This is a genomic window from uncultured Umboniibacter sp. (assembly GCF_947497555.1).
In the GTDB taxonomy this organism is placed as follows: Bacteria; Pseudomonadota; Gammaproteobacteria; order Pseudomonadales; family DSM-25080; genus Umboniibacter.
In genome coordinates this window covers 62,399-80,305 of sequence record NZ_CANMGY010000009.1, presented here as the reverse complement: position 1 = coordinate 80,305, position 17,907 = coordinate 62,399, and the positions used below count along the sequence as shown (strand labels likewise).

The following is a 17,907-nucleotide window of genomic DNA, read 5'->3' as shown; positions in this document are numbered from 1 at the left end:
TTAGCGCAAGCTAATAGAAAAAGCCGATCATTTGATCGGCTTTTTTTTCGCTGTGTTAGAAGGGCCTCTTTGAACCCTAACTTCCATCGCTCGAATTGCCGTCGTCAGTTTCACTAATCGTGGAAACCAGGCTGTCATAGTTAAGTATTCGTTGATCCTCGTGGCTAATTGGCCGCTTATCACCGTCAACTTCATCCTCTGCGAAGTAGGGATCGCTTTGATGTAGGCTCCGAAGAAAGTCAGAGGCCTCTTTGTTGAGTATATATATTTCAATTCGTCGATTCTGTTCGTCATTACCTACAGTCCCCTCAACGTGGATGTTATCCGCGAGGCCGCTAACCATGAGTACACGATCGCTTTGAATGCCATTCTTAACTAATACTTGCCGAGCGGTTGCAGCCCGTTCAGATGAAAGTTCGAAGTTGGAGCGTTCTTGCCCGTCACCGGAAAACGGTCGACTATCGGTATGGCCGGAGATCATAATGTCATTGTCATTTCGATTCAGCGTAGGCGCTAGGTTTTCAAGAAGCCTACGATAGACTGGGTTCATTACCGTTCCACCTAGTGGAAACATACTTAGTGCATCGTCGTCCCTCAGTACTAATCGCACACCGTGGCTCTGCACTTCAATTAACAAATTCCCTGAGACCTCAGTATCTATGATCGATTGCCGAATTTCATCTGCTACGACCAACATATCTTCCCGAGTCCTGATACTTCTTCTCATAGCCGATGCAGCCGGAGCGATAATATCGTTGCCATTCAGTTCGCGCTTAATCACCGCATCGCCGTGCCCATCAAATATTCCCATTGTTCCTTCGAGATCTAGCAGCGCTGAGCGCACAGGTTGTTGATTCAAGAGCTGCTCGTCATCGAGTAGCCGAGCCGTTCTTGCGTAATTAGCGATCTCGGATTTTTGTTCATCGGTGGCCACCTGCATAACCCAAAGGACTAGAAATAACGCCATCATAGCGAGCGCAAAGTCTGCGAAGGCTACCTTCCATCCACCACCATGATGCTCGTCATGTTCGCGCCCTCGGCGAACGCGTTTGATTATAATCTCTGGTGCTTCGATCCTCGGGGCGCTCATGCGGCTTCCCGTCTAGTATCCGGCCGATGCTCCTCAAGCCATTTTTCCATGTGCGCGAAGGATGGCTTCGCGTCCAGTTGAATACTTTTCCGCCCTGCGTCGCAAGCAAGAATGATTGGTTTGGACGCAACGTAGGCAACGAGAATGGACTTAACACACTCCAGAGCCGATATATCGCGTTCAACGCGCATCGCCATTGCACTAGAGAGTGGCTCAAAGAAACAGTAGCAGAGGAAGATACCAGCAAAGGTGCCCACTAAGGCAGCGGCCACCTTTACTCCCACTTCGGTGATAGAGGAATCGATGGAGCCCATCGTGATGATGATTCCCAACACTGCAGCGAGAATCCCAAAGCCTGGGCAGGCATCAGCAATTTTAGCGAGTGATTTTGATGGTCGTTTCAGGTCGCCCTCAATCGCGATGATTTCCTGCTCGAGCATTGCCTCGATCTCGTGGGCAGAAATTTGTCCAATAGAGAGCAGCCTAACGTTGTCGGTGATGAATTCAATCAGATGAATCTCTTTAAGAACGAGGGGATAATCCTGAAACAACAAGCTGTCCTGAGGTGTATCGATGTGATCGTCAACGGATTTAATACCCTTTGCTCTGATGGTCTCAAGTAGGGTTCGCATTAGCCCGATAAGTTCTAAATAGAGCTCTTTCTCGTTAGGTTTTCCCCTGGCTATAGCTCTCAGCTGTGTCAGCATTTCCTTAATCACATGGGCAGGATTGGCAATTAGGAGGGCTCCGAGGGCTGCGCCAAGAATAATAACTAACTCAGCGGGCTGCCACACCGTAGCGATATTTCCTCCTGCGGCGTGGAAGCCACCGAAGACTGCGATTGTTATGGTGAGTAATCCTACTAATTTTATCACGCTAGCCTCTTAATTTATCAACCGCTGATCTTAATCGCGCCAGGGCACTTTTGTGCATCTGACAGATTCTTGCTGTCGTATAGTTTAAAACGACCGCAACTTCCTTTTGATTAAGTTCATGTTGATAAATTAAGGCTAGTAGGACTTTATCTTGCTGATTTAGGGTTTCTAGGGCCTGGGCTAACTCCTCTTTAATCTCGAGGTGTAGATTCTCATTAGCCGTTCCCAATGGGTGATTTTGCAGAGCTTCTTCAATATTGAGTGCTTGAGCATGAAGCTGATCTTGATACGCATCTCTGAGAGCGCTTAGATCACAGTTAAGATGATCGGCAAGCTCAGTGTCTGAAGGTTTTCGACCTAGAGTTTGGGTAAGCTGCTTTTCCGCTGCAGTAAGTTCGTGTGCACGCTGCCGTGCACGCCGACTTCTAGAGTCATCGCGCCGTAGTTCGTCTAGTATAGCGCCACGGACTCGTCTTTTCGCGTAAGCGGGAAACGCGCCACTGTAGATGTCATCAAAGCGCACACCAGCCTCGAAAAGCGCTATCAGTGCTGTTTGATGCATATCGTCGGCGTCGAAGCTGCTGGTGCCGTGGAAACTAAGGAGCGCAACTTGGCGTTTTATTAGGCCGCCAAAATTATTTAGCAGGTAGCGCTGATCCGCTTCATCGAGCTCGAAGCACGGCTGGTGCCTTTGTTCATAGTTATTTTCAGGATGCAGATCTAACATCGTGGGTCACTGGACTATGAAGGACGTGACCATCACCTGGTCGATGGTTTGAACTTCACCAATCTCGAGCATGGCGATATCAATCGTCTCCTCAACTTCACGCTCTATTTTATCAATCGCCTCCTTGATGACGATGTCGTCATTAAGATTCTCACTGAAAAGCCTTAGGAGGCGATTTTGGATAACAGGCATCAGTTGCTCACGATCCTCAAAGAGTTCGGGCTTACGAGTTTTAATGGCAACCTCGATCAAAACGAGATGATCTGTCCTTCTGCCATTAACAGTTAGGATTACCTTGTCCAATGCAACATAGATAGCAGGGCTCGACAGCTCATCAGCTAAGCCGATCTCTAACGGTGTTTCAAATCCCTCATTAGCGGATATGAAAGAACGCATTTCATCGAAGTACACTAGCGCCGTGACGGTAAACGCAGAACTTAAAATACTACTGAATAAAATAACTATTAGCGTCTTTTTCATCGCTTATACCTTTGCTAGGGTCCATTGACTAACGAGATAGTTTTCCTCTGGAGCCTCACTATCGGAAATTTCGTTAAAGCTCCTATGAGCTTCTTGGCGAGTAGGGTTCTTGTCACGCTGATGGGTATGTTCGCCGCGTGAATCTACCGAAACACTAATACCTGTAGATAAATTTTCACCGAGTTGTGCCCGGAAGCGGTCGAGCTGAGAAAGCATGATCTCACGTGAACTACTATTCGAGACATTGAATAGTATGGTGACGCGGTCTCCGTCCCCTTTTACCTGAATCTCTAAACGGCCAAGGGCTTCTGGCGTTAAATTAATTCGCAGCCCCTCTGCTGAGCGCTGTGGCAACTTCGCTACAACATTATCGATCGCCAGTTTCAGCTGCTGATTAAGTTTCATAGCGTCAAGGCTAGATTCGAGGTGACTCATTTTTGCTACTGATGAATTCGGGCTTGCTTGTAAAGTAGCTTCAGCATTCCTCAATCCATTATTTATCTGATCAACATTCGGATCCGTGGTGATGGAACTTCTGACGAGATTTGAGGCATCTAGAGAATTGGCGAAGGAGTTAGCGTCATAGCGAACTGATAATGGGGTGATGGTATTGGCGGATCCAGGCTTAGCCGAATCAACGGCCCTCACAACAGCCGCTGCTATTTGGTCAGCCTGTTTCATGTTCCGCCGGTCATCGATGTACAAATCCCTGGCTACCTGCTTGATAGGCATCATGTCGGCCGCTTGGCTTCCTAACAGGGAAGATAAAAGATCGTGCCCCGAGCGCAATGAGTCATGGGCTGAGTGAGCAGCTAACTGAGCGTTATGACCTTGAGCGCCTAGTTCCGTGCCATTGTGCTTGATTTCTAACGGCTCACTCATTGGCGTATATTCTGATGAGACTTGGAGTCTATCAAGTTGACCGGGAGTTAACAGGAAGCTAGCCAAACCGTTACTGCCATGAATCATCGTCATCGGCCCGCTTTCGCTCTCTACTTCAGCGCCTGAAGAAGGTGGTTGGTTGGCTGAAGCGGCTCCGTAAAACGGCAGTGATAGATTATCCAGAGAGACGCTCGTCGAAGATAACTGACTGACACTGTGTGGAACTTGTGCCTTTAATTCCGCATTGAGTTGAATTGGATAGACGTCGCTACTTAAGCCAGTGAGGCCATCTTGGTTCACGACGGTGAGTGAAGGCATTATAGAGCTAGGTGATGTTTTCGATTGCTCGACCATTTTTTCACCCACTATGCCACTACTGAGAATAGGGTGCTGCATGCTAGACAAAGCAATGTCACTCTCCGATCTGTCGAGGCGACTTTCTCGGTCGAATTTATCAACTAAACCACTAAATGTTCCAAAGACTATCGAGCTCGCTTGCGAGTTTAGAGGTTGGCTTTGTTCAGAAAGTAATGCCTTCGTGGTATCGCTTTGAATATTCATACTACTTAGTTCCAAAGTTGGCTCGAATGACTTGGCCGTAGGCCTGCGCTCTGCCGCTTAAATCATGGCTCTGAGCGAGCGACTTCTGCAATAGATCACGTTGCTCCCTAGCTAGGAGCATTGCGGTTTCGTGAGCTCGTTCAAGATACTTTAATGCCCTAGAGATCTCGTCTGACTTGAATCGTCGTTGGCGGAGTTCTGCCAACAGAATCCTAATCTCTAGATCAACTTGGCGAAGCATTTGCCAGTCACCGTTAGTGGCGGCTGAAAGCAGGCGCTGCCGATGAGCTCTAATTGATTGTGGGTCGATATTAATCTTCATCGTTTAGCGCCCAACTCGAACCATGCACTTCTCAACACCGACAGGATATCTTTTACATCCTTGAGGGCTTTCAGATCGCTATCAATAGAAGCCTTAAAGACCTGTTGGCTGCTGTACTGATAGAGTGCAGATAAATCCTTTCTAAGGGTGGCATCGGCATCGTCATTGAGAGCTGATTCAAGACCTTCGATAATCCGCATCGCTCGGTCCACCGATTGAGCTTTCAGGTCGAAGGAGTTTTCTTCGATGAATTTACCAATCTTTGGTAGCTCATCTAACACCGCATCAATCAGCATCACCATTAACTCCTCGGGGGAGGCTGAGGCAGCTCGGGCATCCACATTAACGGCCTGATAGTGCTGGTAACCCTGAGTGTCTAACATGATGCCTCTCCTTAGAAAGCGAATAAACCGGAGGTGGAATTCATCTGGTCAATAACCGCATTTAAACTCGTAAATTGCTGCAAATAACGTTGATACTGTCGCTCATATTGGTTATCCAAGTTCAATAACTTCTGATCAATGAGGTCGAGTTGTTGTTGAGTGTAGTCAAGCTTAGATTGAACGGAGCCAGTAATTCCGGTGAAGGAGCTCACAATCTCGTCGACTTGGTCGAGAAGCCCGTTGTCAGCTTTAAGTATGGCATCGAATATGTCGGGCGTTTGCTCATAGGTTTGATCGAATCGACTACTGTTGATCAGCATTTCTCCCGTGGAGTCAATTTCTAAGCCCACACTGAACAGCGTAGAGCCGCTGTACTCGCTGCGAAACTGATTACTGATTTGTCGCTTCATTGATTTCACTGCGGCAAAGTCTGCGAGTGAACCACGCTCTGATTCCTCGCCGCCAGAGGCTAGTAGGAAGTCAAAGTTGTCCATGAGCGAGTTATAGCTCTCGACAATATTATTAAGCTTGCTTCGGGTCGCAGATTTATCTGCCGCGACAACCAGCTCAACGGTCTCATCGCCGCTGGACATGGCTTGTTTTAGAGTAATTGATACGTCATCAAAGACATTTTCAAAGGTGTTAGTTTCGCTCTCTAACGTCAGGCCAGTGAGTTCGTTGCCAAGCTTCATGATGGCATTCTGGGGGGCAGCTAACTGACTACTGTTATTCATGGAGAAGAGTGATTGAAGCCAGTCATTAGCAGCGGGGTCTGGGTCTAGGCCATCCTCAGTGAAGCTATTTAGGAGGTTGGCATCCTCTCCCGAAATTTGACTACTCGTCATTAATGAAAGTTGTCCGTTCGAGTTGACCAAACTTAAGGTGACGCCCGGATTAGCTGAGCTGCTATTGATAAAATCTACCAGGTCTTTAAGGGTTGAAGACGGCGGCAGGTCCGAGGCTAGGTCTACGGTTAACGGGTCGATTGGGGCGCCATCGATATCAGTTCTTGAGCTACCATTGGCATCATTTAAAGCAATTGAAATAATCCCAAACTCGGGCAGCAGCGAGCTTCCAGATATGGAGTTGCCAGCGCCGTCAACGGCGGTCGTGGTATTAGCGATGGTATGACGTTGAGCAAGTTGTTGGGAGAAAATTTCATAGCTTGTTTCGAGGGCATTTTCACCTACCTCTACCTCGAAGAAGCTTGGATTGGAGATAATCGCAGAGCTACTCAGTAGAGGGGAACTATCGTCACGGATAGCGGCGAGACTTGATTCAAAGCTAGACAGAGCGGTTTTAAGTGAGCCCAAACCCACCCGCTGGTCATCGATACGGTCAGTCCTTTCGTTATACCGCTCCCTAGAAGCTGAAACCTCAAGGGTCGCAAATTGTGCTGCAAGCGCAGCAGCGTCTACTGTATTAAACATAGTAACCTCCGATGAATCAAAAGCAATTAGTGTGCCAATCATGAAAGTTGAGGAGAGATCGGGGCTTAAGGAGCATTTTCCTTTAACCGTTGCCTTGTCGATCAAAAATGCGGAAGAATTATTCCTCTATTTTGCTTCCGCTTACGGAAAAAGCCCCCTACGGAGTAAGGGGCTTTCGAGGAGGATCAAGCGACTGAATTATCGTAGAAGTGATAATGCCAACTGAGAGCTTTGCCCAGTCTGACCAAGCATAGATGTGCCTGCTTGCATCAATAGCTGATACTTGGTTAGGTTGGCGGACTCTTTAGCGAAGTCGGCATCCATGATGCGTCCTCTAGAGGTTTCGATATTAGTTTCCTGGTTAGCCAAGTTAGACATGGTGTAGCCCAGACGATTGATCTTTGAACCGATATCTGACTGAAATGAGCTGACCGTTTCGAGTACCGTAGACATGGTGTCAATCGCACCACGAGCAGAGGTCAAGTCGCTAATCTTGCCAGCGTCACCCGAGACTAACGCCCCTGAACCAGTCCAAACACCAGTGCCTACTGCCCCTAGCGCTGTCACTTCGGCCGTGTTACCGGCACCCCATTCGCCATTCGTGGCGTTGTACTCAACGTCGCCACCCACGACACCGAATTGAGTTCCATCTGTGCCAGAGAATGCGGTACTGACGTCAACCCAGTCGCCCGAGGCTGATCTATATTCGATGGTTGTGCCGTTATCCTCACTACGGATACGGTCCGTAATATCACTATAAGCCGCAATAGTGGTCGTAGCGGTTCCTGTTCCTGAACCATCGATATCTACTGTAACCGCAGCAGTCGAAACCACTTTGTTACCTGCAGAGCTGCTATAGACCGATTTAAGTGCGTCCACATTGCTACTAAAATCAGCGGTAAGCTGATCAGCCGAACTACCAGACGTACCGACCTGTATCTGAAGTGGGTTCGAGGCATTGTCGAAGAAGGCATTACCGCCATCGTCGAAAATCTTCGCACCACCGTAAGCGGTATTTTTTGTAATCGCTTCGAATTCAGATGCGAGATCCTGAAATTCTTCATCCATCGCATCGCGTTCCGCTTGGCTATTGGTGCCGTTAGCAGACTGCGTCGCCAAGTCCTTCATGCGAAGACCAATATCATTCAACTCGTTCAGCGCGCCCTCGGCGGTTTGCAGGAGAGATACAGCGTCTTGAGAATTTCGCTGAGCAACTGAAAGACCTCGAGCCTGTGACTCTAATCGATTGGCAATCTGTAACCCAGCAGCGTCATCCGCGGCAGAGTTAATACGAAAGCCTGTTGAGAGGCGTTGCATAGTTTGAGTCATCATATTGTTGCTCTTAGCAACCGTATTCTGAGTAAGCAGTGAAGCAAAGTTTGTGTGCAGTGAAAGAGACATAGTCTTACCCTCGTTGTGTTTAAGTAGGAGTCATTTGATTGGCTCTACTGGGGTAAAACGGCCACTTTTTTTATAAGTTAATTATTTTTGAAAATATTTCGATTCTCCGGGCAAGAATACCCAGCGGCTCCTGTAATTGTTGGCGAATAGGGCTCCACGAGTGGATCGCCGAGGTATAGAGTGGTTGTGTGACTTGGTAGAGCGAAGCGGAGGTTACCGCAGATTGCTTGGCATGCTCATTAAAGTGCTTGAAACCGGAATCATAGGGCACCGCGAGGAACTCGAAAAGCTTCGATATTTGTGCTTCTGATTCGCTTACGACATGCTCGTAGGCAACTTCAAGCAGCTCGAATGGATAAAAGGGCTTTAATTCATCGTAGAAGTCCATCACTTCAACATAGCGCTTCGCACACTCATTGATGGTGATGATTTGATTGTTTTCAAATGACGAGATGAAGTTCTGGCGAAAACAGCTGTAAACGCAATCCATGGGGTGCCGAAGACAGACAATGACTTTGGCATCGGGGAAGACTGAGGCAATCAGCGGTAGTTGGTTAATTGCCCAGGGATGCTTATCTACGGGCTGCACTCCATTGGGGATTGCCGACATTTTATGGAGAGTTTCCCAATATCGAGATCGCAGCAGATTTACTTGATCGACCGTTAAGGATGGTAGTGATTCTGGATACTTAAGCCCTAGCTGCTGCTCCATAAATGATCGAACATCATCAATCATCGGTTTTTCATTAATCGTAGTTAATTCGGGGTGTGTATCGATCATTCGCTCCAAGAGAGTGGTGCCAGAGCGCGGGAAGCCGACCATAAATATGGGAGACGGACCGGTTAGTTGGTCCGGAGGAAGAGTCGACTCTACCGCATCGCTTCGGTTGTCAAAGTGCTGATCAACGTCCGCAATTAGATTGCGACAGGGAGTTTCGCCGCGCTTGATCATGCCGTTAATGTTCGCGCGATGGGCCTGGCTGGCGCGAATTAGCTCGTGAAACCCTTGTTCATGCTGCTTCATGGAAATCATGGCATTACCCCGCACATACTGGAGGTAAGGAATCCTGTTAAGTACCTGGATATCTAGCTGATCAATTAATGCAATAGCCTGCGCAAAGTCCCGGCTTGCTACCGCCGATTGGCAGTCGAGGATAGTGAGCTCAAGAGAATTCAGTGAAGCGGCATATTGCGAACGAAGGAAGGCCGCTTGCTCGGATAACTGAGCTCGAATATAGACTTCGATAATCTCCACTCGGCTAGAGCCTGAAAACAGAATATTCCGCTCCTTTATAAGCTGAAAGTAGGTTTCGAGATCAGTTTTATTGTTGAACCGATAAGCAAAACTAATGAGCTTATGAAGGGCTTTAGCGGCCCAATCTGCGTCATTAACGAGCTGAGTTGAAAGCTTTAGTGTGAAGTCCGTAGCGTGAAGTTGCTTCAGCGCATAGTCTAGATATTCGAGGTTTCGCTGTTGATTCGTAGGGTCAATACGAAATGCCTTCGCATAATAGTCTAGGGCTTTCATCGAGTTGCCCACTGCCCGGTTGAAGTCCGCCATGGCTACGAAACATCTGTCTTTTTCGGTTAATGATTCAGCGGTTTGGATCATCTTTGCCATAGAATGATCAAATAGATCACGATCCTTAAGTTTCATCGCAATCGTATTTTGCATTAAGTGCTGTTCGAAGCATGCGGGTAATAATTGACTCAACTCGAGCGCTTTAGCTAGATTGTGACTATCTAAAGCCTGATTGATTTGCTGTAGGACGGCTGAATGACTGGTCATTGATCTACCCCAAGTTTCCGACGATATTAATGTGAAGAGTCTCTGGAATTTCGCGATAACTTAATACCACGAGGCCCTGAGAGAAAATTGACGCATAGCGGGCGATCAGGCCTCTCAAATTTGCCGGAACGAGTAGCACTGGAGGTAGACCTGCCTCACGCATCTGTTGCTTAATAAGCGGCAGATTCTGTTGGAACTGAGTGACAAGATTACTATCAATCGTGAAGTCATCCAGAGGTTGTCCCTCTCGTCTGGCCTGCTGGAGGGCCTCATTGAGCAGGCCCTCCAGCGCGGCGCTCAGTGTAAAGGCATCAATCGAGGATTTCTCTCCATTGACTAATTCGATAATCGTATTTCGTAGTGCAACTCGGACTTCAGCGGCTACCAGGGATGGCTCCTTGGCCTTATCGCTAAACTGAATAAGCGTGGTCGCAATGCGACGTAAATCTTTGATCGGTAATTGCTGCGAGAGCAGGTTTTTAAAAATCTGAAGTTGATCCGAAAACGGCACCTTCTCCGCAAGGGCGTCCGCTAAGCTTGGGCTAATCTGTTGCAGCCTTTCATTTAGGGCGACTACATCCTCATGGTGGAAAATGTCTGCAAGGTGGCTTTTAATGATTTTAGCAACGTGGGTAGAAATGATCGTGGCGTCTTCAACAACCTGATAGCCAAGATTAATGGCATCGGTTCGCTGTTCCTCGGTGATCCAGTACGCTGGGAGTTGATAAGCGGGGTCTTCCGTTAGCTGGCCGTCGATTTCGCCAAGAATATTCGCTCCGGGGATCGCCATGAGTTGGTCAATCTCGAGGGCACCGCCTTCGCGTCGCTCTCCGTTTACGTAAATTTTGTATTCATTTGGTTTGAGGCCTAAGTTGTCACTTATCGAGACCTCTGGAATAAGAAATCCGACCTGGTCTGAGAGGCTCTTTCTCACCCCTTTCAAACGCTTGAGTAGGGGGGCGCCTTGATCGGGGTTGACGAGCGGTACTAGACGATAGCCAAGTTCGATACGGAGCACCTGTACTTCCGTAACAATACTCCAGTCTAAAATATCGTTTTCTGAATGCTGCTCAGCAGTCGCGGCTTCAAGCAGTTCGTCGGAATCTCGTTGCTCTAGCTTACTCAGTTGCCAGCCGGTAAAACCGACTACCAAAGCGAAGGTGAAGAAAGCGAGGTGAGGCATACCGGGGACACTACCCATGGTAGCCATAATGCCGGCGACGATGAAAAGCGTCTTGGGCTTTGCGAGGAGTTGTCGACCAACGCTCTCGCTCATTTCTCGGTCATCGTCTCCCACTCGAGTCACAATAATGGCTGCAGACGTCGCCAAGAGCAACGAAGGAATCTGGGCTACTAGGCCGTCACCAATGGTAAGTAAAACGTAGGTCTTGAAGGCATCTCCACCGCTCATGTCATACTCAAACACACCAATACTAATGCCGCCGATTATATTGATGGCTAGGATAAGGAGGCCAGCCACAGCGTCCCCTCTAACGAACTTTGATGCGCCATCCATAGAGCCATAGAAGTCGGCCTCAGACGCAATCTCCTTTCGCCTTTCCCGAGCACTTTGTTGGTCAATAATTCCTGCGTTGAGATCGGCATCGATGGCCATTTGTTTGCCCGGCATCGCATCCAAAGTAAAGCGTGCACCCACCTCAGAAATACGCTCGCCACCTTTGGTGATAACGACGAAATTAATAATCATCAGGATGATGAAAATAACGAGACCTACCACGTAGTTCCCTGCGATAACGACCTCACCGAAGGATTGAATTACCTTGCCGGCAGCATCCGAACCTAGGTGCCCATTGAGCAAAACAACGCGAGTAGAGGCAACGTTTAGGGTGAGTCGAAGTAAGGTTGCGATGAGCAAAATTGTTGGGAACATACTAAAATCGAGTGGGCGCTTCACAGAGGTTGATACCAACAGAATGGTAATCGCCAAAACAATATTAAAAGTAAAGAAGATATCCAGTAAGATTGGCGGCAACGGCAGCACAATCATTGCGATAATCGCCAGCAAAACTAGTGGGATAGCAAGCAGCCCTAAATCTATTTTTCTGAGTTGATTAAATATCGATTCCATTTACATCCCTTTGCGTCGCAGATTTTCAGGCAGGTCGTAGTGAGCTGGTGGTTCAGGACGACTGCGCTTTCCTGCCTTGAAGTCGTTTATTTGTGCAACGTAACTCAAAGCCTGAGCTAGAGGATAGTAGAGTTCCTCGGTAACTAACTGGTTTACCTCACAGTTAAAGTAAACAGCTCGGCATAGAGGCGGGGCATGAAGTACCTCAATTCGGTAGCTCTTCGCCAGCTGTTGCATATGTATTGCGACTTCATCAACACCCTTTGCAAGCAGGACAGGGGCCGCATCGTTATTAATGTCATATCGCAGCGCCACCGCATAGTGAGTGGGGTTAGCAATCACGATATCGGCGTTGGGTAGCGCCACATCCACACGACTTTTCGCCTGCGCCTGTTGTAGCTCACGAATCTTACGTTTCACTTCTGGTTTACCCTCGGAGCTTTTATGTTCCTCTTTTACCTCCTGCTTGGTCATCTTATTGTCTTTTTTGTGCTTCCAAAGCTGGTAGGGAATATCCAACATACCAAAGACAACTAGCGCACTGCCGATTAAAAGTGTGCCCTGTAACAGAATCGAAAATACATGGTAGGAGCCGGATCGAATTGACATCCCCTGTAGGCCGATTAAGTTCACTAAATTTCCCTTTAGGAAGAGAAACAATATCCCGAAAATAATCCCCACTTTAATGAGTGATTTTAGCAGTTCGACTAATGTCGCCTTAGAGAACATGCGTTTAAGCCCCTTTAGTGGACTTAAACGGCTAAATTGAGGAGTGATGGGTTTTATTGAGAAAAGCCAACCGCCAATGATTAGATTGGTGAGTATTGTCGTCACGATTATCCCAAGGGTCAGAGGGATGAATAGATAAATGACTTGTCCAAGTGCCGCACCAATAAGTGTTATGGAAACCGTGGGATCCGCAAGGGTGGCAACGCCAAATGAAAACGAACGTTCGAACAGCATGAGTACGCCATCACTGAATTGGGCGGCTGAGACATAAAGGGTAATAATGGCTACGACAAGTATGGAAGCGGTCACGAGCTCCTTCGCGCGGGCGACTTGGCCATCATCGCGGAGTTTATTCAGACGTTTTGGGGTAGCCTGTTCGGTTTTCTCCTGAGAGGAGCTATCCGCCATTATAGCCCCCTCACGTAGAAACTTAGCTTGGTCATAACATCGGCCATTTGCTCACCGAAGTGAAAGGGAAGCCCTTCGGCTGCGATAAAGAGGGAGAGGAATCCCAGCAGCATAGTAAGCGGAAAGCCCAAAGCAAAAACGTTAAAGCTGGGAGCGGTGCGATTCATTATCCCAAAGGCGATGCTAGTCAGTAACATCGCAATGACTGCAGGTAGGGCCAGCGACAGCGCTGCAACAAGCATCCAACTAAAACTGCTAATGACATAGCCCAGTGAGAGATCGGGTATTGACTCGCCTACCGGCCAAGTTCGGAAGCTCTCAACAGCTATATTCACCATCAAAAGGTGCCCATCAAGGGCCATAAAGAGTAGTAGCGCGATTAAATTAAAAAATCGTCCAAGAACGGGAATAGAAATACCGTTACTGGGATCATTCATAATAGCCATGGCTAAACCCATTTGCAGGCCAACAATTTGGCCTACGGTACTTAGAATATTCACCATGGCGTGAATGATGGTGCCAAAGAGAACACCCCAAAGTACCTGGATGATGGTGATGAGTGCAAAACCCACAAATGTCGTGGGTGCTTCCACTGCCGTGTATGAAAGTGGAGCCGCTAACACCGATATTGCCAATGCCAACAGAATTCTAATTCGCCAGGTTATAGCTCGATCACCAAAAAGTGGCGAGGCGGTAAAAACAGCTAGCAGCCGAATAAAGCCCCACCAGATGGATAGACCGAATGCCACCAAGCTGGATAGTTCGACACTCATCTGACCATAACGTGTAGGTTGTGGAGCAGATATTCAAAGAAGCCTGTGAGCTCTCCGATAATCCAAGGGCCTGTAGCGATGATGGTTAAAAAAGTCACCATCAGACGGGGTAAAAAGCTCAGAGTTTGTTCATTAATCTGCGTGGCTGATTGAACAGCGGCGACCACTAACCCCAAGAGCATTCCTGGAATAATGATGACGGCGACAATCTTTAAGACAACCCATATCCCTTGAGATAGCAGGTTTGCGACATCCGCTTCGCTCATCGTCAGCCTCCGCCAAAGCTTGCTGTGATGGATCCTACAATGAGTGTCCAGCCGTCAACGAGTACGAAAATAATAAGCTTAAAAGGGAGTGAAATAATTAGCGGCGAGAGCATCATCATACCCATGGACATGAGTACACTCGCAACAATCATATCGATGATCAAAAACGGAATGAAGATAATAAAACCAATTTGGAAAGCCGTTGTGATTTCACTTAGGGCGAAGGCCGGTAGCAATACGGTAAAGGGAATCTCCTCAATGTCTGTTGCCGGGTCTAGGTCTGCGATTTGCGCCATTTGCTCTAACGCTCTTCGATGCGTGTGTTTAACCATGAACTCCCTAACGGGACTTTCGGCTATTTCAATGCCTTCAATCAGAGAAATCTCGCCGTTTTGATAGGGCACAAACGCTTCATCATAAACTTGTGTCCAAACTGGGCGCATGATGAGAAGTGTCAGTGCGATCGCGATGCCCAAAAGAATTTGGTTGGGAGGACTCTGTTGTAACCCAAGCGCTTGCCTCAGAATTGCTAGTACAATGATGATCCGCGCGAAGCAGGTTGTCATCAGCACAAAAGCAGGAAGAAAGCTCAGAGCTGTTAGTAGAATTAGGAGCTCAAGTTTTAAACTATATTGCTGCGCATCATCTCCACTGCCTGATGTAATCAGCGGGATATCGGCTAATGCAGGAGCTGAGCTGGCCGCCAATAGGAACACTGAAGTCACCATGAGCGCCACTAGATAGATACGCTTCATAAGTTACTCTTTCGATGTATCCTGAATTTTCGGCAGTACGCTCAGCACTCTCAGACTATATCGATTATTACTCATTACCACTTCGCCGTGACCGAATAATTGCCCGTTAACTTTTATATCGAGCGGCTCGTCGGCGAGCTTGTTTAGCTCGATCACCGTCTCCGAATTTGCCGACATAAGACGACTTAGAGGAACGGAAGTACTGCCGACCTCTAAGCTTATTTCTACGGGGATGGAGCTATAGAAGTCTAATTTTGAAGAGGGATCGAATGATGGGGCAGCGGCCTTTACAGACGCTGTATCATTCTCAGCTCCATCGAATTCATCAAATTCGTCAAAGGACTCTAGCTCGCTATTCTCTGTGGTCTTCGCCATGATGATTTATTACCTTTCTGTATAGGGTTCGTGTATTTCGAAGATGAGTTGATTTGCTTGCTCAACCAACACTCCTTTAAATATTGGAACGTCCGCGATGCGGATTGCCGACTTATCGCTCAGGAATATAGGTAACTCGGAGCCCTCTTCGATCGCCATTAGCTTATTCAGTGCAATGCTTTGACTCCAGAGCTGAACATTAATCGCTACGGGAACAGACGGAATTGCAGTGGCAATGTGGGAGCTAAGCTCGCCATTCGTTTCACCGCTTTCGCTTAGTGCGTTTTGGAGATAATCGGAGTGGAAACGAATACGAATATTTATTTCGCCGAATGACGAGGTGAGAATAATATTGGCACAGACAGAAGCGGCGAGGTCCTTTTGGTTCAAGATACTGACTTCATCAGCTAGCAGGTCGCTTTCGAGCAGAGTCGAAGCGATAGCCTTGGTTAGCTTGGACTGAAAACGTAGATCCGAGGCAGTTAGTAGCCGAGCTGCGGTGCCTTTTCGAAGGTCTTCGCTGTGAAAGAATTGATCGGTAAATCGCGTCAGCGCCTTCGGTTCAACCTCAAGACTTATCTTTCCCAAGGCCGGGTTCGCATAGACGCTGGCTCCAAATTTATGGAGACAGCTGGTATCGGAGGATATTTCAAGCGGGGGTTTGATCCCAGAAATCTGCCCTTTGAAATCGACAGTTAACTTTTTAAGAATGGCCCCCTGATGTTGTTCGATCAGAGAACGAATATGACCTTCAGCTTTCCCCGCAGGCGCCTGTACTGTTCCTAAATTTACTCGCTCAAACTCCATTTCGGGCTGCCTATACCTATCTTTATGACAAACGATTCTTGTCGGTAGAGAGGAAGTATAGACCGACTTCTACAAAAGCAAGCTTTGGTTGATGAAGTTAGCTTCGGCTGTAGACACCGCCTTCTAAATTGCTGCTAAGGAGCGAAGACTGTACTGCATTCAATTCGCGCACTGCCTTGAGTTGATCGGCTAGCTGAAGGCATTGCTCGCGATACGAGTTTAAAAGACGTTGGGCGCTGAGTGACAGGGCTTTTGGCAATACTTTCAACGCATCCTCGGCTGTGGCAGCCTGCAATGTCTCTAAGACGCGGTACTTCCTTAGTGTGAGTTTTTGAAGGCTATCCATGACCTTAAGGATCTTTTCATCAGTCTCCAGTAGTGCATTGGTATTAAAATTAACCATCGCGGCTAGCTGTAAATCGGTGGCTTGACTGAGCTCCTTTAGAACTTTGAGTTCCGCTCGCAAAAGCTTGAAAAATCTTACTGCACGTTCGCTTGTCATCTTGATTAACCTCTTCGGATTAGCCGGAAAAGTACTGGCTACCTATCCCCTAAGAATTGATCTGTTAGAGCTGCTGCTAGGGCTTTGTCGTCGACATCAAATTCTCCCGCTGCAACGGCAAGACGCAACTCTTCAACACGAGAATCTTCGGGGACAACCACGTCAGCCAGAACTTTCGACCCCTTGTCAGCAAAGCTTACTTGGGCACTTACTTGAGCCGTTTCAGTTGCAACGCCGGTTGCTTTCGCTGTCGTCTTTATAGCGCTGGCATTATCAGCACTTGTGGATTGACCTTGTTTGATACTAACGTCTATCGTTCTTTCAATTTTCATGAGTAAGCCCCTCTGACGCACTTGCTCGACGATGAATGTCTTGGTGAATGTCGTTAATGGAATGTCTTATAAAGTAATAAACGACCGAAATTCGACTAAGTTAAACATAGTAGAAAATAATTCAATTTCTTAATGAGGGGTAGATTGTTGAATTCTGGCGATCTCATACTATTTACTTCACGGCGTGCTATCGGAATCCCGATACCGTTACTGAGCTTTGCACTAGCCGCGTTACTGTGGTCAGCTCATACCGTTGCGAGTACTAATCTAAGTGAAGTACAGAAGTCTGTCGAAGGTTGGGTGGCTCAACAGGTTCAGGACGATTTAGTTGAACAACATCTAGAGCTAGTTAGCTTCGATTTAGCAGTGCGGTTACCGCCAGCGCTCAGTCAAGTAGAAAGCTGTGAAGACGACTTAATTTTTCGCTTCGCTACCGATGAGGTGGCTTGGAAGCAGCGAAGTGTAACCATTGAATGCTTAAACAATTCCCAGAGATATCGCTTGCGCTCCGAGTTAACGCTTGAGGTACAGGTTAAGGTTTGGGTTGCGCGGTTTGAGCTACCCAGGAATCATCTCATTACTCAATCGGATTTGGAACAACGTGTTCTGGATGCCGGTCAACTTCGCAGGGGTTTTGTTACTGACGTCGATCATATCGTAGGAATGGAAACACTTCGCCGAGTTAGAAGTAGTAATGTTTTTCATCCGAGTGAACTTAAATCTCCTTCCGTAGCGAAGCGTGGTGACGAAATTACGGTCTACACGCGAAGTGGCGGCCTAGAGGTAGAGGTCTTAGCAACGGCTTTGGATAACGGAGCTCTGGGCGACGAAATACGCGCAAGAAACTTGTCAACTGGAGCGGTCTTTAAGGTTGAATTGATTGGCGAACGCTTAGCGATCAAGGAGTGATGTCTTTAAAAAACATCGGGCG

At 47.6% G+C, this 17,907-nt stretch carries 20 protein-coding genes; 1 reads left to right on the top strand and 19 read right to left on the bottom strand.

Features of this window, described 5'->3' with window-relative positions; genetic code table 11:
- Nucleotides 1-76: 76 nt before the first annotated feature.
- The 19 genes from Q0698_RS10860 to Q0698_RS10770 all read right to left on the bottom strand — a co-directional run bounded on the left by Q0698_RS10860 (nt 77) and on the right by Q0698_RS10770 (nt 16,976).
- A complete protein-coding gene (locus tag Q0698_RS10860; protein ID WP_298636583.1) occupies nt 77-1,090 on the bottom strand; it encodes a flagellar motor protein MotB in 1,014 nt (337 codons plus the stop codon).
- Nucleotides 1,087-1,965: a flagellar motor stator protein MotA gene (gene motA / locus Q0698_RS10855; RefSeq protein ID WP_298636581.1), complete on the bottom strand. Its 879-nt coding sequence runs from the start codon at nt 1,963-1,965 to the stop codon at nt 1,087-1,089. Before motA ends, Q0698_RS10860 begins: the two co-directional genes overlap by 4 nt.
- A gap of 1 nt (nt 1,966) precedes the next feature.
- The gene (locus tag Q0698_RS10850; RefSeq protein WP_298636580.1) at nt 1,967-2,692 is read right to left on the bottom strand and encodes a sigma-70 family RNA polymerase sigma factor; all 726 of its coding nucleotides are present in this window, start codon (nt 2,690-2,692) and stop codon (nt 1,967-1,969) included.
- A gap of 6 nt (nt 2,693-2,698) precedes the next feature.
- A complete protein-coding gene (locus Q0698_RS10845) occupies nt 2,699-3,172 on the bottom strand; it encodes a flagellar basal body-associated FliL family protein (protein WP_298636578.1) in 474 nt (157 codons plus the stop codon).
- Nucleotides 3,173-3,175: 3 nt separating this feature from the next.
- Nucleotides 3,176-4,615 (bottom strand): flagellar hook-length control protein FliK, encoded by a 1,440-nt coding sequence (locus Q0698_RS10840; RefSeq protein WP_298636576.1) that lies wholly within the window; start codon nt 4,613-4,615, stop codon nt 3,176-3,178.
- Nucleotide 4,616: 1 nt separating this feature from the next.
- A complete protein-coding gene (locus Q0698_RS10835) occupies nt 4,617-4,937 on the bottom strand; it encodes a hypothetical protein (protein ID WP_298636574.1) in 321 nt (106 codons plus the stop codon).
- Nucleotides 4,934-5,320, bottom strand: coding sequence for a flagellar export chaperone FliS (gene fliS / locus Q0698_RS10830; RefSeq protein ID WP_298636572.1), 387 nt, complete (start codon nt 5,318-5,320; stop codon nt 4,934-4,936). Before fliS ends, Q0698_RS10835 begins: the two co-directional genes overlap by 4 nt.
- Nucleotides 5,321-5,331: 11 nt before the next feature.
- Nucleotides 5,332-6,750 carry a flagellar filament capping protein FliD gene (gene fliD / locus Q0698_RS10825; protein ID WP_298636571.1) on the bottom strand — a complete coding sequence of 473 codons (1,419 nt, stop codon included), beginning with the start codon at nt 6,748-6,750 and terminating at the stop codon, nt 5,332-5,334.
- 198 nt (nt 6,751-6,948) lie between these two features.
- Nucleotides 6,949-8,151, bottom strand: a complete 1,203-nt coding sequence (locus Q0698_RS10820; RefSeq protein ID WP_298636570.1) for a flagellin — start codon at nt 8,149-8,151, stop codon at nt 6,949-6,951.
- Between the two features lie 70 nt (nt 8,152-8,221).
- The gene (locus Q0698_RS10815) at nt 8,222-9,940 is read right to left on the bottom strand and encodes a sulfotransferase (RefSeq protein WP_298636568.1); all 1,719 of its coding nucleotides are present in this window, start codon (nt 9,938-9,940) and stop codon (nt 8,222-8,224) included.
- 4 nt (nt 9,941-9,944) lie between these two features.
- Nucleotides 9,945-12,029, bottom strand: coding sequence for a flagellar biosynthesis protein FlhA (locus Q0698_RS10810; RefSeq protein WP_298636566.1), 2,085 nt, complete (start codon nt 12,027-12,029; stop codon nt 9,945-9,947).
- The gene (gene flhB / locus Q0698_RS10805) at nt 12,030-13,166 is read right to left on the bottom strand and encodes a flagellar biosynthesis protein FlhB (RefSeq protein ID WP_298636564.1); all 1,137 of its coding nucleotides are present in this window, start codon (nt 13,164-13,166) and stop codon (nt 12,030-12,032) included.
- Nucleotides 13,166-13,939, bottom strand: a complete 774-nt coding sequence (gene fliR / locus Q0698_RS10800) for a flagellar biosynthetic protein FliR (RefSeq protein WP_298636562.1) — start codon at nt 13,937-13,939, stop codon at nt 13,166-13,168. The genes flhB and fliR overlap by 1 nt, the downstream gene beginning before the upstream one ends.
- On the bottom strand, nt 13,936-14,205 hold the full coding sequence (locus tag Q0698_RS10795; protein WP_298636561.1) for a flagellar biosynthetic protein FliQ: 270 nt from the start codon (nt 14,203-14,205) through the stop codon (nt 13,936-13,938). The genes fliR and Q0698_RS10795 overlap by 4 nt, the downstream gene beginning before the upstream one ends.
- Nucleotides 14,206-14,207: 2 nt before the next feature.
- Nucleotides 14,208-14,960, bottom strand: coding sequence for a flagellar type III secretion system pore protein FliP (fliP, locus tag Q0698_RS10790; protein WP_298636560.1), 753 nt, complete (start codon nt 14,958-14,960; stop codon nt 14,208-14,210).
- 3 nt (nt 14,961-14,963) lie between these two features.
- Nucleotides 14,964-15,335: a FliM/FliN family flagellar motor switch protein gene (locus Q0698_RS10785; protein WP_298636559.1), complete on the bottom strand. Its 372-nt coding sequence runs from the start codon at nt 15,333-15,335 to the stop codon at nt 14,964-14,966.
- Nucleotides 15,336-15,344: 9 nt separating this feature from the next.
- A complete protein-coding gene (locus tag Q0698_RS10780; protein WP_298636557.1) occupies nt 15,345-16,142 on the bottom strand; it encodes a FliM/FliN family flagellar motor switch protein in 798 nt (265 codons plus the stop codon).
- A 97-nt stretch (nt 16,143-16,239) separates the two neighbouring features.
- Nucleotides 16,240-16,644 carry a hypothetical protein gene (locus Q0698_RS10775; RefSeq protein ID WP_298636555.1) on the bottom strand — a complete coding sequence of 135 codons (405 nt, stop codon included), beginning with the start codon at nt 16,642-16,644 and terminating at the stop codon, nt 16,240-16,242.
- Between the two features lie 38 nt (nt 16,645-16,682).
- Entirely contained in the window at nt 16,683-16,976 is a 294-nt protein-coding gene (locus Q0698_RS10770; RefSeq protein WP_298636553.1) for a hypothetical protein, read from the bottom strand.
- 147 nt (nt 16,977-17,123) lie between these two features.
- Here Q0698_RS10770 and flgA point away from each other — a divergent pair, with 147 nt between their 5' ends.
- Nucleotides 17,124-17,885, top strand: a complete 762-nt coding sequence (flgA, locus tag Q0698_RS10765) for a flagellar basal body P-ring formation chaperone FlgA (RefSeq protein WP_298636551.1) — start codon at nt 17,124-17,126, stop codon at nt 17,883-17,885.
- The last annotated feature ends 22 nt before the right edge of the window (nt 17,886-17,907 follow it).